A 15,280-nucleotide genomic window follows, 5' to 3' on the forward strand; every position below is an offset into this window, starting at 1 on the left:
CTCTGTCTTCTCAGGTGGGTCCGGGCCCCGGGTCGTGACGGGGGCGGGTCGCGCTGGGTGTCAGTCAGGTGCGGTGGTGCGGGGTGGTGCCGGGGAACGTCCGGATCTCGATACGGCCTTCGGCCTACTCGATCTCGACATCTGTCGGTTATCGCTCTGCGATAACCGATCAGATGTCGAGGAACCTCACGTCTTTCGCGTTCTTCTGGATGAAGGAGCGGCGGGACTCGACGTCCTCGCCCATCAGGGTCGAGAAGATCTCGTCGGCGGCGGCCGCGTCGTCGAGGGTGACCTGGAGGAGGGTCCGCGTGGCGGGGTCCATCGTGGTCTCCCACAGCTCCTTGTAGTCCATCTCGCCGAGGCCCTTGTAGCGCTGGATCCCGTTGTCCTTGGGCATGCGCTTGTTCGAGGCGGCGCCGTGCGCGAGCAGAGCGTCGCGCTCGCGGTCGCTGTAGACGTACTCGTGCGGCGAGTTCGACCACTTGAGACGGTAGAGCGGCGGCTGCGCGAGGTAGACGTAGCCGAGGTCGATCAGCGGGCGCATGTAGCGGAACAGCAGGGTCAGGAGCAGGGTCGTGATGTGCTGGCCGTCGACGTCGGCGTCGGCCATCAGGATGATCTTGTGGTACCGCGCCTTGTCGGGATTGAAGTCCTCGCCGATGCCGGCTCCGAACGCCGTGATCATCGCCTGGACCTCGTTGTTGCCGAGTGCGCGGTCGAGGCGCGCCTTCTCGACGTTGAGGATCTTGCCGCGGAGGGGGAGGATCGCCTGCGTCTCCGGGTTGCGGCCCTGGACGGCGGAGCCGCCGGCCGAGTCGCCCTCGACGATGAAGATCTCGGAGATCGACGGGTCCTTCGACTGGCAGTCCTTGAGCTTGCCCGGCATGCCGCCGCCCTCGAGGAGCCCCTTGCGGCGGGCGGTCTCGCGGGCCTTGCGGGCGGCCATCCGCGCGGAGGCCGCCTGGATCGCCTTCCGGATGATGTCCTTGGCCTGGTTGGGGTTGCGGTCGAACCAGTCGGCGAGCTGCTCGCCGGCGACGCGCTGCACGAACGCCTTCGCCTCGGTGTTGCCGAGCTTGGTCTTGGTCTGGCCCTCGAACTGCGGCTCGCCGAGCTTGATCGACACCACGGCGGTGAGGCCCTCGCGGATGTCGTCGCCCGAGAGGTTCTCGTCCTTGTCCTTGAGCAGGTTGTTCGCCCGCGCGTACTTGTTGACGAGTGTCGTCAGCGCCGCACGGAACCCCTCCTCGTGCGTGCCGCCCTCGTGGGTGTTGATCGTGTTCGCGTAGGTGTGCACGCTCTCGGTGTACGCCGTCGTCCACTGCATCGCGACCTCGAGCGAGATGCGGCGCTCGGTGTCCTCGGACTCGAAGTCGATGATCTCGGAGTGCACGAGATCGGACTTCTTGAGCGAGTTGATGTACTCGACGTAGTCGACGAGGCCCTTCTCGTAGAGGAAGACGTCGCTGCGCGCACCGGACGTCTCGTTCTCGCCCTCGCCGTCGAACTCGATCTCCTTCTCGTCGGTCAGCGCGATGCGGAGCCCCTTGTTGAGGAACGCCATCTGCTGGAACCGGGCACGGAGGGTCTCGTAGTCGAACTCGACGGTCTCGAAGATCTCCGCGTTCGGCCAGAAGGTGATGGTCGTGCCGGTCTCGTCGCTCGGCTCGCCCTTCGCGAGGGGCGCCTCCGGGACTCCGTCGGCGAAGGTCATGCTGTACGAGGCGCCCTGGCGCTTCACCTCGACCTCGAGGCGGGTGGAGAGGGCGTTGACGACGGAGGAGCCGACGCCGTGCAGACCGCCGGAGACCGCGTAGCCACCGCCACCGAACTTGCCGCCGGCGTGCAGCACGGTCAGCACGAGCTCGACGGTGGAGATGCCCTCGGTGGGGTGCATGTCGACCGGGATGCCGCGGCCGTTGTCGACGACGGTCAGGCCGCCGTCGGCGCGCACGACGACCTCGATGTTGTCGCAGTAGCCCGCGAGCGCCTCGTCGACGGCGTTGTCGACGATCTCGTAGACCAGGTGGTGCAGACCGCGGGGGCCCGTCGAGCCGATGTACATGCCGGGGCGCTTGCGGACCGCCTCGAGGCCCTCGAGGACCTGGATCTGGTTCGCTCCGTAGTCGCCGGAGGACTTCGTCGACATGCCCGCGGAGTGCGCGGCCTCCGTCGGGGCGGCCTCAGCCGGGGCGGAGGCAGCGGAGGGGCCGGTGGAGCCGTTCACGTCCAGGTCGTTCGCTGCGGGGGCTGACGTGGAATCGGTCGGCTCGGGTGTCATAGCTGTGGAGTTCTCCTCTGACGGTCCGTCGCGGCGCGCAGGCGGATCTGGAGATCTCGCGCACGGGGTCGACGCTGCGGTTCGGCGGCCCTCCATTCTACCGCGCGGCGGCCGGTCGCGCGGCGCTCAGTGGCGATCTGACGAACGAATTCTGGAGGGTCGACCGAAAATGCGTCCTCAGCCGTAGGTATCGCGCGGACCACGCCCTGGAATCGACCTGGGGCCCTTTTTCCAGTTCGGGACGTCGGGCCCCTGGAAACGGATCGCGGTGATCCCCGCGTCCGGGTGGTTCACCGCGATGTGGTTCATGATCTCGATCCGCATGAGGCGCAGCTGCGTCGACCAGGCGGTCGACTCGCACGCCACCGTGAGCACGCCGTCCACGACGCCCACCGGAGTGGAGTGCTTGGCCGTCTCCTCTCCGGCGATCGCCGTCCAGGACGACATCAGGTCGCCCTGGGCGAGGGGAGCGGTCCAGCCGAGCTTCACGGTGAGGGAGGAGAGCACGTCGCCGAGGTCGTGCGGATCGCGGCCGCCGCCGAACGGGGCGGCGTCGCCCTTCGGCTCGGCCCGGTCGACGGTCTTGCGCACCCGGCGCGGGGTGTCGCCTCCGAAGACCTCCTTGAGGTGCTGGTAGACGCGCGCCGCCTCGGAGTCGGGTGCGGGCGAGGGCGCGCTGCGGCGGGGGGAGTCAGCCACGGTCGGGCTCCGGGGCGGGCACCGGGGCGGGCTCCGGGGCGTCGTCCGCGCTGTCGTCCGGCTCGGGGAACGCGTCCGTGTCGGCGGGCTCCACCGGAGCGGACGCGGTCTCGGCCGGGGCGGTCAGGGGTGTCTCCGGGACCACGACGGCGTCGGACTCGACGATGCGGCCCGCCTCGATCCGGACGGTGTGCGCCGCCAGCGCCGCGGGGACGTCGTCGAAGACGGCCGCGGTGATCAGCACCTGCTCGTAGTCCGCCACCACGGCGGCGAGGCGCTCACGCCGTCGGGCGTCCAGCTCGGCGAAGACGTCGTCGAGCATCAGGACGGGGTCGCCCATGGCGGAGTCGCGCCGGAGCAGCTCGGCCGCGCCGAGCTTGAGCGCCAGAGCGAACGACCAGCTCTCGCCGTGGCTCGCGTAGCCCTTGGCCGGCAGGTCGTTGAGCTCGAACTGGACGTCGTCGCGGTGCGGGCCGACCAGCGAGATCCCGCGGTCGAGCTCGCGGCGGCGCACGGAGAGCAGTGCGGCGGAGAACGTCTCGGCCAGCTCGGCCGGCGCGGCGGCGACCTCGGACGTCGCGACCGGCTCGTCGTCGTCGTCGACCGCTCCCTGGACACTCAGCCGCGAGCGCAGCACCGGGCGCTGATCCGCGCCGGCGACCGCCTCGTAGGCGGCGCGGACCGGTCCGCTCAGCTCGTCGACCAGGGTGAGCCGCGACTGCATGATCTCGGTGCCGAGGGCGACGAGGCGCTCGTCCCAGATGTCGAGCGTGCCGAGCTTCGCGGGATCGCGGACGCCGGTCGCCCGCGCGGACTTCAGCAGCGAGTTGCGCTGACGCAGCACGCGCTCGTAGTCCGCCTGGACGGCGCTCATCCGGGGGGAGCGGAGGACGACCAGCTGATCGAGGAAGCGGCGCCGCGCCGACGGGTCGCCGCGGATGAGGAGGAGGTCCTCCGGTGCGAAGAGCACGCTCGAGAAGAAGCGGGGCAGCTCGCGCGGCTTGATCCCGCCACGGTTGATCTGCGCGCGGTTGGCGGAGGAGCGGTTGATCTGCACCTCGGCCAGCAGATCGCGGTCCCCGTTGCGGAGCCGGGCGCGGATCACCGCGCTGTCCTGCCCCGCGCGGATCAGCGCCTGATCGGTGGACACCCGGTGCGAGCCGAGGGTGGACAGGTAGCCGAGCGACTCGACCAGGTTCGTCTTGCCCTGGCCGTTGCGGCCCACGAACAGGTTCGGGCCCGGAGCGAGCGCGACGTCGACGGAGGCGTAGTTGCGGAAGTCGCTCAACGCCAGCTGCGTCACCTGCACGCGCTCACCTCCTCCGTCTCCAATCTGCCCGACGCGGCACATGCCCGACGCGGGGTCTCGATACGCCGCTCCGCGGCTACTCGACCAGCATGGAACGGGGGCCGGCTGCCGAACCATGTTGATCGAGTAGTCCGCCCAGCGGGCGTATCGAGATCCACCCGCGTCGGACGACGAGTCTGCAGATCCGCCGTGGTGACGACGGTGGGTCTCGATACGCCCCTCCGGGGCTACTCGACCAGCATGCGGGGGACCGCCTCTGATCGCGAGCAAGCCACCGCGCCGTCCGAAGGACGCGCCTCTCCCACCGAGCACAACAGAAGCGGCCAACTTCTCCGCACATGGTGAAGGCGGCCGGAGGCCCGCCGCGGCCATGACAGCATCCCTGCGTCATGGCTGCGGCGGGCCGCAGGTCGCCGTCCGCGACCGGCTCTGCATCACGCCACAGCTTCGAGAGGCCGACCGCCGTGAGGACTGCCGCAGGCAGTCCGAACCGGTCGACTCAGTCGACCGCCTTGACGGAGTGCCCGCCGAACTGGTTGCGGAGCGCCGCGACCGCCTTCATCGCGGGGGAGTCCTCCTGGCGGGAGACGAAGCGGGCGAAGATCGAGGCGCTGATCGTGGGGACGGGGACGGCGTTGTTGATGGCCTCCTCGATGGTCCAGCGGCCCTCGCCGGAGTCCTGGACGTAGCCCTCGATGTGCTCGAACTCCGGGTCCTGCTCGAGCGCGCGGACGAGCAGCTCGAGGAGCCAGGAGCGGACGACCGTGCCGCGCTGCCACGCCTTGAAGGTGCCGGTGACGTCCTTGATGATGTCCTTGCGGGTGTCGAGGAGCTCGTAGCCCTCGGCGAACGCCTGCATCAGCGCGTACTCGATGCCGTTGTGCACCATCTTCGCGTAGTGGCCGGCGCCGACCTCGCCGACGTGGACGAAGCCCTCCTCGCGGGGGCCCTCGGGGCGCAGCGCGTCGAAGACGGGCATCGCGTACTCGACGAGCTCCTTCGGACCGCCGACCATCAGGCCGTAGCCGTTCTCGAGGCCCCAGACGCCGCCGGAGACGCCGGCGTCGATGTAGTGGATGCCCTTGGGCTTGAGCAGCGCGTCGTGCTTGAAGTCCTCGGTGAAGCGGGAGTTGCCGCCGTCGATGACCAGGTCGCCCTCGCTGAGCTTCTCGGACAGGTCGGTGACGACCGCGTCCGTGATGGCGCCGGCCGGGACCATGACCCAGACGATGCGCGGCGCCGGGAGGGCGGCGATCATCTCGTCGAGCGAGGCGGCGTCCGAGACGTCCGGGTTGCGGTCGTAGCCGGTGACCTCGACGCCCTTCTCCCGGAGGCGGGAGCGCATGTTGTCGCCCATCTTGCCGAGTCCGACGAGTCCGATGTGCATGGTGAACCTTCCTGGGATTCGATGTCCGGCGGGCGGGCGCTCGTCGGGAGCGGGGCGGTCGCGGCGCTGCGATCGGGGAGGAGCGGTCAGCGCAGGAGCAGGTTCGGCTGCAGCAGGTAGCGGTAGCTGTCGCTGCCCGGCTGCTCGCGCGAGGTCTGCGCCGTGATCAGGACCGGTCCGGGCTTGTTGGGGTTCTCGGTCTTCGTGAACGCGATGCGCACGAACTCCGAGTGCACGGCGGCGAGGCCGTCGAGCAGGAACTGGGGCTTCAGCGAGACGACGACGTCGACGCCGGTGACGATGGCGTCGATGGTCTCGGACGCCTGCGCCTGCTCCGAGCCGATGGCCTCGAGGGTGAGGCCGTCGCTGCTGAAGCTGAAGCGCAGGGCGGCCTCGCGCTCGAGAACGAGCGAGACGCGGCGGGTGGCCTCGATGAGGTCGCTCGTCGCCATCACCGCGTAGTTCTCGACGGAGGCGGGGAAGAGGCGCTTGACGGGCGGGAAGTTGCCCTTGATCAGGAGCGAGGTGACCGTCTTGCGGTCGGCGGTGAAGGCGATCAGCTCGCGCTCGTCGCGCTGGGTGATGGCGACCGAGACGGTGCCGGAGTGGCTGAAGGTCTTGCCGACCTCCTGCAGGGTGCGCGCGGGCACCAGGGCGGTCAGCGGCTGGCTGGGGGCGGCGTTGTCGCCGTTGTCCCAGTCGATCTCGCGGACGGCCACGCGGTAGCGGTCGGTGGCGACGAGGCCGATGGTGTTCTCGGTGATCTCGAGCTGGACGCCGGTGATGACGGGGGTGACGTCGTCGCGGGAGGCGGCGACGGCCACCTGCGAGATCGCGGCGGAGAAGGCGTCCGCGGGAACGAGGCCGGTGGAGGCGTCGATCTCGGGGATGCTCGGGTACTCCTCCACGGGCATCTGCAGGAGGGTGAAGTGCGCGGAGCCGGCCGAGACCGAGACGCGCGATTCCTCCGTCGCCACGCGCACGGGGGCGTTGGGCAGGCGGTTCGCGATGTCGGCGAGCAGCCGGCCGGAGACGAGGACCGTGCCGATCTCCTCGACGTCGGCGGCGATCTGCGTCTGCGCGGAGACCTCGTAGTCGAACGAGGAGAGCGTGAGCCCCTCGGCGGTCGCCTCGATGAGGATGCCCGAGAGGATCGGCAGGGTCGTGCGCTGCGGCAGCAGCTTGACCGCGAACGACACCGCCTCGCTGAAGACATCGCGGTTGGCTTGGAACCTCACGAGAACACCCCTGACGAGTCGTGGACGAAGACCGACGCCCATCGTACTCGTCAGCTTCGACGTGCCCGGAAGCACGACGTCCTCCCGGCGCAGCCGACCCCTGTGGAGAGGTTGCCGGTCCGCCCCTGATTAAAGAGAGAACTGCGTTAACAGTGTTAACACGTGTGGAAACTGTGGAAAACGTCCGGGAGCCCTACTCGCGACTGCGATGCGGAGGGGGTCGGGCTGTGGACGGAGTGTGAGCGCGGTCGTGGACGGCCTGTGGAGGGATTCGACCGGGTGGTCGCGAGTGCACAGGCGGGGGCTCGGAGCGCACAGTTCGAGGGCGGTTGTCCACAGTTATCCACAGGTTGCTCACACGTGTGGAAATCGACCGGAATCGTTCGATGCGTCGAACGAGGGTGGGCGTGGCGGGGTGGCGAGACGGGGGCGCCGGGAGGGGTGGGTCTCGATACGCCGCTGCGCGGCTACTCGACCAGCATGTGGGGGGCCGCTGCGCAAGCGGCAGACAAGAGGGAGCGGTGGGCGTCTCATGCTGATCGAGTAGCGGCCGGAGGTCGCGTATCGAGATCCGGTGTCACCGGGAGGGTGGGTCTCGATACGCCGCTGTGCGGCTACTCGACCGGCATGCAGGGGCCGCTGCGTGGATGCTCCGGCGGCATGCGAGGTCCGCCGCGCGGCTGCTCGACCTGGAGGAGGGAGCAGCCGGCGGCGGGCCGTCAGCGGTTGGTCTTGATGCGGGTGGTCAGCTCGGTGACCTGGTTGTAGATGCTGCGGCGCTCCTTCATGAGCTCCGAGATCTTCTTGTTGGCGTACATGACCGTGGTGTGGTCGCGGTTGCCGAACAGCTGGCCGATCTTGGGCAGCGAGAGGTTGGTCAGCTCGCGGCAGAGGTACATCGCGATCTGACGCGCGGTGGCCACGGCCTGCGAGCGCGACGAGCCGTAGAGGTCGTCGACCGTGAGCTTGAAGTAGTCCGCGGTGTGATTGATGATGTCGACCGGCGAGATGACGTTGTCCTCGTCGAGCGTGATCAGGTCCTTCAGCACCGTCTGCACCAGCGCCATGTCCACCGGGGTGCGGTTGAGGCTCGCGAACGCGGTGACGCGGATCAGCGTCCCCTCCAGCTCGCGGATGTTGCTGGACACCTTCGACGCCATGAACTCGAGGATGTCGTCCGGGACGAGCAGCTTCTCGCTGACGGCCTTCTTGCGGAGGATCGCGATGCGGGTCTCGAGGTCGGGCGCCTGCACGTCGGTGATCAGGCCCCACTCGAACCGCGAGCGCATGCGGTCCTCGAAGCCGGTCAGCGCCTTCGGCGGCAGGTCGGAGGTGATCACGACCTGCTTGTTGTGGTCGTGCAGCTGGTTGAAGGTGTGGAAGAACGCCTCCTGCGTCTCCGCCTTCCCCTGCAGGAACTGGATGTCGTCGATCAGGAGGATGTCGACGTTGCGGTACCGGCCGTGGAACGCGTTGCCGCGGTTGTTCGCGATCGAGTTGATGAAGTCGTTGGTGAACTCCTCGCTCGACACGTACCGCACGCGGATGCCCGGGTAGAGGCTCATCGCGTAGTGGCCGATGGCGTGCAGGAGGTGGGTCTTGCCGAGGCCCGAGTCGCCGTAGACGAAGAGCGGGTTGTACGCCTTCGCCGGTGCCTCGGCCACGGCGACCGCGGCGGCGTGCGCGAAGCGGTTGGAGCCGCCGATGACGAAGTTGTCGAAGCTGTACTTCGGGTTCAGCCGGGTGTCGGTGGCCGGCACGGTGCGCAGCTCCTCGACGACGCGCACCGGCGGGGCGACCGTGGCGGAGGAGCCGGTCACCGGCTCGAAGGGGTTCAGCGAGTCGGACGACGGGGAGCTCATCGGCTCGTGCTCGATGTCGGGGTTCACCACGAAGGCGAAGGTCGAGACGCCGAAGGAGTCGTCGAGGGCGCCGATCGCGCTCAGCAGCGGCACGCGGACCCGGTGCTCGAGCATCCCGCGGGTGAACTCGTTCGGGACCTCGAGGTAGAAGGTGCCCGCCATGATGCCCTTGGGCTCCACCAGCGAGACGAAGCCGTACATCGGCGCGGTGATGCGCTCGTCCCGCGACAGCTCGCCGCGGATCACGTTCCACGCGTCGATCATCGACGTGTCGTCAGGCATCTGTCTCCGGTCCTCGGTCGCTCTCGAAATCCTGGCCGCCGTCCGTGACGACGGGCCCTCGGTTCCAGCGGAGATCCGGGGCCCGATCCCTGCACAGGCGCTTCCACAGGCCTCGGCCGTTCCCAGCGATGACGCGGGAAGGGGCGGTTCGCACCTGTGGATAACTGCGGCTCAACACCGTAACGAACGGAGCCGATGGGAGACAAATCCACCACAGCGACACCCGCGTGTCAATGCGCGGAACACGCGGTCCCGTGTGCAGAATCGAGGTTTCGCCCGGCGCACATTTGACCGGTGGCGGCGGAGGACGTAGTTTAAGTCAGTTGACGCCTGCCCGGCGTCGGGAGCACGGTCCTCGCGGATCGGGCCGATCGGCACCCGGGCACCCCCTCTTCCCGGACGAACCGGAGCCCTCGCCACCGGCGCGGCGCCCCGCTCGCACCGCGGAACACGTACGTGGAGATCTGACTATGAGCAAGCGAACCTTCCAGCCGAACAACCGTCGTCGCGCCAAGGTGCACGGCTTCCGTCTGCGCATGCGCACGCGCGCCGGTCGCGGCATCCTGAGCGCTCGCCGCGCCAAGGGCCGCACCGAGCTCTCGGCGTAGCGCCAAGCGATTCCGTCCAGCGGTGCTGGCCAGAGCCCATCGCATCGTCCTCGGTGGCGAGTACCGGGCAGTCGTCCGTCGCGGTGTGCGGTCCACGGGACCGCACACCGTCACGTATGTCCGGAGGTCCTCCGGCGACGCTCCGGTGCGGTTCGGCTTCATCGTGGCCAAGACGGTCGGGACGGCCGTGAAGCGGAACACCGTGCGGCGCCGGCTCAAGGCCGTCGCCTTCGAGCTCGTGCCGCAGATCGAGTCCGGGACCGACGTGGTCGTCCGGGCTCTGCCCGGCAGTGCCGACGCTCCGTGGGCCGCGCTACGGCAGGACGTCGTCGCGGCGGTGACCCGCGCGCGCGTCGTCCGTGCGGGCGAGGCGCTCCGGTGACGGCCGCTCCGGTCGCCACCGCTCCGGTCGTGACGCCGGCGGCCTCCTGGGCCGCCCGGCTGGGCTGGTTCCTCCTCCTGCTGCCGCGCAATCTCGGCATCCTGCTGCTCGTCGTGTACCGGGCGGTGATCTCGCCGCTCTACGGCGACGTCTGCCGCTACTACCCGTCGTGCTCCTCCTACGCACTCCAGGCGGTCCAGCTCCACGGGCTCGTCCTCGGGTCCGTCCTCGGCGCCCGCCGACTCCTCCGCTGCCACCCGTGGGCGGCCGGCGGGGTCGACGACGTGCCGACCTCGATCCCCCTGCACCGACCGGCTCCCGGCCGGACCCGCTTCGCCGTGACGCGATTCGGGTTCGTCGCGGGCCCTCGAAAGGACTGACCCCCTCCCATGGACCTCCTCGGCACGATTCTCTGGCCCCTCAAGTGGGTGGTCGAGCTGCTCCTCGTGGCCTTCCACCAGCTGCTGACCTTCACCGGCCTCGATGCGGCGGCCGGCATCACCTGGGTGCTCTCGATCGTGGGCCTGGTCCTCGTCATCCGCGCCGCGCTCATCCCGATCTTCGTCAAGCAGATCAAGAGCCAGCGCCGCATGATGGAGGTGGCGCCGCAGCTCAAGAAGATCCAGGACAAGTACAAGGGCAAGCGCGACCAGCTCTCCCGCGAGGCGATGTCCCGCGAGACCATGGAGCTCTACAAGAAGACCGGCACCAACCCGCTGGCCTCCTGCCTGCCGCTGCTGATCCAGATGCCGATCTTCTTCAGCCTGTTCTCGGTGCTGAACTCGGCGCAGCACAGCCAGCGCGGCGTCGGCCCGCTGGACGACGTCCTCGCCCGCCAGTTCGGCGAGGCAAACCTCTTCGGCATCGCCCCGCTGCACCAGTCGATCCAGGGTGCGCTCGCCGAGGGCGGCCAGGAGCTCGTCGTCGTGATCGCCGTCGTCATGGTGGTCCTGATGACCGCCTCGCAGTTCATCACCCAGCTGCAGATCGTCTCGAAGAACATGTCGCCCGAGGCCAAGGCCTCGCCGACGTTCAAGCAGCAGCGGATCCTGCTCTACATCCTCCCGCTCGTCTTCGCGTTCTCCGGCTTCGCCTTCCCGCTCGGCGTGATGTTCTACTGGCTGACCTCGAACATCTGGACGATGGTCCAGCAGTTCATCGTCATCCGGAACATGCCGACCCCCGGTAGCGAGGCCGCCAAGGCCCGCGAGGAGCGCCTGCGCCGCAAGGGCAAGCTCGTGGAGGAGACGACCGAGGCCGGCACCGTCACGCTCGTCGAGAAGAAGGTCGTGCAGCGCGCGCAGCCCGTCGGCAAGAACCGCTCCAAGAAGCAAGCCGGAAAGAAGTAGGCCCCGCCATGACCGATTCGACGCAGATCTTCACCGGTGCTCCGGCGACCTCGGACGGGGTCGCCCCCGCCGAGGAGGAGCTCGCTCAGCGCGCTCCGTCGGCCGACGGAGCCGAGCCGACCCTGTCGCAGCTCGAGGACGAGGGCGACGTCGCCGCGGACTACATCGAGGAGTTCCTCGACATCTGCGACCTCGACGGCGACATCGACATCGAGGTCCGCAACGGCCGTGCCTACCTGTCCGTGACCGCCGCCGGCGACACCAACCTGCGTGTGCTGTCGCGTCCGGACGCCGTACAGGCGCTGCAGGAGCTGACCCGCCTCGCGGTGCAGACGAAGACGGGTGCGTTCTCGCGGCTCATCCTCGACATCGGCGGCTCCCGCGACGCCCGCGAGGCCGAGCTGGCGCAGCTGGTGGACCGCGCGATCGAGCGCATCGAGGAGGGCGCGACGTCCGCGTCGCTGCCCCCGATGTCGTCCTACGAGCGCAAGCTGGTGCACGACATGGTCGGCGAGCGCGGATTCGTGTCGGAGTCGCGCGGCGAGGCCCGCGAGCGCCACACCGTCATCACCCGCGGCTGAGCGACGTGGAGCCGACCCTCGAGCCGGAGCCCTCCGCCGCCGTCGCGATCGCGGGGGAGCGGCTGCCGCTCCTGCGGCGCTTCACCGAGGCGCTCGCTCGGGAGGGCGAGGAGCGCGGTCTGATCGGACCGCTCGAGCTCCCGCGCCTGTGGACGCGGCACGTGCTCAACAGCGCCCTGGTGGCCCCTCTGCTGCGTCCGGGGCTCGTGGGTGATGTCGGCAGTGGTGCCGGCCTTCCCGGCGTCGTGCTGGGCATCGTGCGGCCGGACGTGCGGTTCGTGCTGATCGAGCCCATGGAGCGCCGGGTGCTGTGGCTGCAGGAGCAGGTCGACGCCCTTGGACTCGAGAATGTCTCAGTTCTGCGGGCACGCGCCGAAGAGGTCCGGCTGGCCGAGCCGCTGGACCAGGTGACGGCGCGTGCGGTCAGCGCGCTGTCGAAGCTCATCCCGCTGACGGCGCCGTTGCTGCGGTCCGGCGGCGAGCTCGTGCTGCTCAAGGGCATCAATGCCGAGAAGGAGATCGAGGCGGCGTCGAAGCAGATCCGCCGTTTCCGACTCTCCCCGCCCGAGGTCGTCGTGCTCGGCGACGGCGTGCTCTCCGAGGTGACGAGGGTCGTCCGAGCTACAGTGGGATGATCGCCACGACGTCGCGTGTGATCCCCTGAATCCCCGACCGTCGGTTCCTCGGTGCTGCCCCACTTCCACCCGCTGAGCGAAGGTTTCACGTGAAACGATCCGACCCCGCCGGACTGACCGGAGGATTCGACTCCTCGACTCCGCTCGCCCGCGAGATCGCGGACATGACGCGACGGCGCGCGCTGCTGAACGCGCAGCCGCTGCCGAAACCCGAGACGACGCGCGTCATCACCATCTCGAACCAGAAGGGTGGCGTCGGCAAGACGACGACCACCGTGAACCTCGCAGCCGGCCTGGCCCGCGGCGACGCGAAGGTCCTGGTCATCGACCTCGACCCGCAGGGCAATGCGTCGACGGCGCTCGGCATCGAGCACCGGGCCGAGACGGCGAGCGTCTACGACGTGATCGTCAACGACACCCCGCTGGCGGACGTCGTGCAGAAGAGTCCGGAGTTCGAGTCGCTCTACGGTGTCCCGGCGACGATCCACCTCGCCGGCGCCGAGATCGAGCTGGTCTCTCTCGTCGCCCGGGAGCAGCGACTGCGTCGAGCACTCGACCGGATGCTGAAGGGGATGGACGAGCCGTTCGACTACGTCTTCATCGACTGCCCGCCCTCGCTCGGGCTGCTGACGATCAACGCTTTCGTCGCGGCGCGCGAGGTGCTGATCCCGATCCAGTGCGAGTACTACGCGCTCGAGGGCCTCAGCCAGCTGCTGAAGAACATCGATCTCATCGAGCGGCATCTCAACCCGAATCTGGCGGTGTCGACCATCCTGCTGACGATGTTCGATGGACGGACCAATCTGTCGAACCAGGTGGCGGCGGATGTCCGCGAGCACTTCCCGAAGGAAGTGCTGCGCGCGGTGATCCCGCGCAACGTGCGGATATCCGAGGCGCCGTCCTATGGCCAGAGCGTGATCAGCTATGACCCGCAGTCCTCCGGCTCGCTCGCGTACCTCGAGGCGGCGGCGGAGATCGCGCGCCGCGGCGTGCCGAAGACCCCTGCTGCACCCACTGATGGAGAGGACCGCTGATGGCGACCAAGCGCACAGGACTCGGCCGGGGCATCGGTGCCCTGATCCCGGTCAGCGATGACACCCGCTCGCGGCCCGTCGACGTCTTCTTCCCGGACCAGGTCGGTGCGGCGAACGCCGAGGACGAGCTGCTGCAGGTTCCCGGTGCTCGGCTCGCTCAGCTGTCGCTCTCGGAGATCGTGCCGAACGCGGCTCAGCCGCGCTCGGTCTTCGATCAGGATGAGCTGGCGGAGCTGGTGCACAGCATCCGCGAGTTCGGCGTGCTGCAGCCGATCGTCGTGCGGCCGGTCACCGGGCGCAAGGGCGCGAAGTACGAGCTCGTCATGGGGGAGCGGCGGTTCCGCGCGTCGAAGGCTGCCGGGCTGAAGACGATCCCCGCGGTCGTCAAGGACACGGCCGACGAGAACATGCTGCGGGACGCGCTCCTGGAGAATCTGCACCGGGCCGAGCTGAATCCTCTGGAGGAGGCCTCGGCATACCAGCAGCTTCTGAGCGACTTCGGCATCACGCAGGAGGCGCTCGCGACGCGGCTGGGACGCTCGCGTCCGCAGATCTCGAACACGCTGCGCCTGCTGCGTCTGCCCGCCGATGTGCAGGCGCGGGTGGCGGCCGGTGTGCTCAGCGCCGGGCACGCGCGTGCGGTGCTGTCGGTGGAGACGCCGGAGCTGATGCGCCGGCTCGCGGACAAGATCGTGAACGAGGACCTGTCCGTGCGGGCGGCCGAGGCTGCTGCCGCGCAGATGAAGGCGCCGAAGACCACCGCGCGCGAGCCCGAGGAGGAGCAGGGCGGCCACGCCGGGCACCTCAGCACGGTGGCGGATCACCTCGGCGATCGGTTGAACACGCGGGTGAAGGTGACGCTGGGGGCTCGGAAGGGCCAGGTGGTCATCGACTTCGCGACGATCCACGACCTGAACCGCATCCTCGCGGAGATCGGTGAGCCGACCGAGGTAACGCTGGCGCCGTAGAGTCTGCTCCGTTTCACGTGAAACGGAGGGGATGCGGCGGGTCTCGATACGCCGCCGAGGGCGGCTACTCGACCAGCATGTGTCGTTGGATAGTGCGGGGCAATGGCGCTTTCCCAGTTGAGCGCTGGTGCGTCTGGCCACGGGGGTCTCGATACGCGCTTCGCGCTACTCGACCAGCATGCGGTGGCATGCGCTGAGGGCAGTATGCGGTGGGATGCGCTGAGGCGCCGCGAGCCCCGTGATGCTGGGCGGGGGCGTCATTGCGGGCGGATTCCGTCGTGGCTTGTAGTGCCAGCATGCTGATCGAGTAGCCCGCGGAGCGGGCGCATCGAGATCCGCCAGCGTCAGAACCTGAGGCTCCAGACCCGCCCTGCTGGCGACGGCGGGTCTCGATACGCGCTTCGCGCTACTCGACCAGCATGTGGTGGCACGCGTTGAGGCGCCGTGCGGGTGCCGTCATGCAGTGCGGGCCTCGTCATGCAGTGCGGGCGTCGTCATGCTGATCGAGTAGCCCGCGGAGCGGGCGTATCGAGATCCACCACCGTAAGCAGGTCGACTCTGCAGACCGGTCCTGCTGGTGACGGCGGATCTCGATACGCCCCTGCGGGGCTACTCGACCAGCATGACCCGGCGCAGCCGTGTCCTTCCCTCACCACCGAGACACG

14 protein-coding genes are annotated in these 15,280 nt (G+C 69.0%); 8 read left to right on the forward strand and 6 right to left on the reverse strand.

Features of this window, described 5'->3' with window-relative positions:
- Nucleotides 1–169: 169 nt before the first annotated feature.
- The 6 genes from gyrB to dnaA all read right to left on the reverse strand — a co-directional run bounded on the left by gyrB (nucleotide 170) and on the right by dnaA (nucleotide 9,058).
- A complete protein-coding gene (gene gyrB, locus HQQ86_RS14560; protein WP_173289396.1) occupies nucleotides 170–2,149 on the reverse strand; it encodes a DNA topoisomerase (ATP-hydrolyzing) subunit B in 1,980 nt (659 codons plus the stop codon).
- A 309-nt stretch (nucleotides 2,150–2,458) separates the two neighbouring features.
- The gene (locus HQQ86_RS22110) at nucleotides 2,459–2,980 is read right to left on the reverse strand and encodes a DciA family protein (RefSeq protein WP_173288994.1); all 522 of its coding nucleotides are present in this window, start codon (nucleotides 2,978–2,980) and stop codon (nucleotides 2,459–2,461) included.
- Complete coding sequence (gene recF / locus HQQ86_RS14570; RefSeq protein ID WP_173288995.1) at nucleotides 2,973–4,289, reverse strand: DNA replication/repair protein RecF; 1,317 nt, start codon at nucleotides 4,287–4,289, stop codon at nucleotides 2,973–2,975. The genes HQQ86_RS22110 and recF overlap by 8 nt, the downstream gene beginning before the upstream one ends.
- Before the next feature lie 499 nt (nucleotides 4,290–4,788).
- Complete coding sequence (gene gnd / locus HQQ86_RS14575) at nucleotides 4,789–5,676, reverse strand: phosphogluconate dehydrogenase (NAD(+)-dependent, decarboxylating) (protein WP_123706114.1); 888 nt, start codon at nucleotides 5,674–5,676, stop codon at nucleotides 4,789–4,791.
- 86 nt (nucleotides 5,677–5,762) lie between these two features.
- Nucleotides 5,763–6,914 carry a DNA polymerase III subunit beta gene (dnaN, locus tag HQQ86_RS14580; RefSeq protein ID WP_173288996.1) on the reverse strand — a complete coding sequence of 384 codons (1,152 nt, stop codon included), beginning with the start codon at nucleotides 6,912–6,914 and terminating at the stop codon, nucleotides 5,763–5,765.
- A 719-nt stretch (nucleotides 6,915–7,633) separates the two neighbouring features.
- Nucleotides 7,634–9,058 carry a chromosomal replication initiator protein DnaA gene (gene dnaA, locus HQQ86_RS14585; protein WP_123447261.1) on the reverse strand — a complete coding sequence of 475 codons (1,425 nt, stop codon included), beginning with the start codon at nucleotides 9,056–9,058 and terminating at the stop codon, nucleotides 7,634–7,636.
- 470 nt (nucleotides 9,059–9,528) lie between these two features.
- On the opposite strand from dnaA, the gene rpmH reads away from it, so the two are divergent.
- From rpmH to HQQ86_RS14625, 8 genes are all read left to right on the forward strand, one after another.
- On the forward strand, nucleotides 9,529–9,666 hold the full coding sequence (gene rpmH / locus HQQ86_RS14590; protein ID WP_055784512.1) for a 50S ribosomal protein L34: 138 nt from the start codon (nucleotides 9,529–9,531) through the stop codon (nucleotides 9,664–9,666).
- 22 nt (nucleotides 9,667–9,688) lie between these two features.
- Nucleotides 9,689–10,048 carry a ribonuclease P protein component gene (gene rnpA, locus HQQ86_RS14595; protein WP_173288997.1) on the forward strand — a complete coding sequence of 120 codons (360 nt, stop codon included), beginning with the start codon at nucleotides 9,689–9,691 and terminating at the stop codon, nucleotides 10,046–10,048.
- 59 nt (nucleotides 10,049–10,107) lie between these two features.
- Nucleotides 10,108–10,428, forward strand: a complete 321-nt coding sequence (gene yidD, locus HQQ86_RS14600) for a membrane protein insertion efficiency factor YidD (protein ID WP_254072160.1) — start codon at nucleotides 10,108–10,110, stop codon at nucleotides 10,426–10,428.
- Between the two features lie 9 nt (nucleotides 10,429–10,437).
- Nucleotides 10,438–11,397: a membrane protein insertase YidC gene (gene yidC / locus HQQ86_RS14605; protein ID WP_173288998.1), complete on the forward strand. Its 960-nt coding sequence runs from the start codon at nucleotides 10,438–10,440 to the stop codon at nucleotides 11,395–11,397.
- Between the two features lie 8 nt (nucleotides 11,398–11,405).
- On the forward strand, nucleotides 11,406–11,978 hold the full coding sequence (locus HQQ86_RS14610) for a R3H domain-containing nucleic acid-binding protein (RefSeq protein ID WP_173288999.1): 573 nt from the start codon (nucleotides 11,406–11,408) through the stop codon (nucleotides 11,976–11,978).
- Nucleotides 11,975–12,613, forward strand: coding sequence for a 16S rRNA (guanine(527)-N(7))-methyltransferase RsmG (gene rsmG / locus HQQ86_RS14615; protein ID WP_173289398.1), 639 nt, complete (start codon nucleotides 11,975–11,977; stop codon nucleotides 12,611–12,613). The genes HQQ86_RS14610 and rsmG overlap by 4 nt, the downstream gene beginning before the upstream one ends.
- A gap of 164 nt (nucleotides 12,614–12,777) precedes the next feature.
- Nucleotides 12,778–13,647, forward strand: coding sequence for a ParA family protein (locus tag HQQ86_RS14620; RefSeq protein ID WP_133961567.1), 870 nt, complete (start codon nucleotides 12,778–12,780; stop codon nucleotides 13,645–13,647).
- Nucleotides 13,647–14,615, forward strand: a complete 969-nt coding sequence (locus HQQ86_RS14625) for a ParB/RepB/Spo0J family partition protein (RefSeq protein ID WP_173289000.1) — start codon at nucleotides 13,647–13,649, stop codon at nucleotides 14,613–14,615. Before HQQ86_RS14620 ends, HQQ86_RS14625 begins: the two co-directional genes overlap by 1 nt.
- Nucleotides 14,616–15,280 lie beyond the last annotated feature (665 nt).

It is taken from the genome of Rathayibacter sp. VKM Ac-2857 (assembly GCF_013205025.1).
GTDB lineage: Bacteria > Actinomycetota > Actinomycetes > Actinomycetales > Microbacteriaceae > Rathayibacter.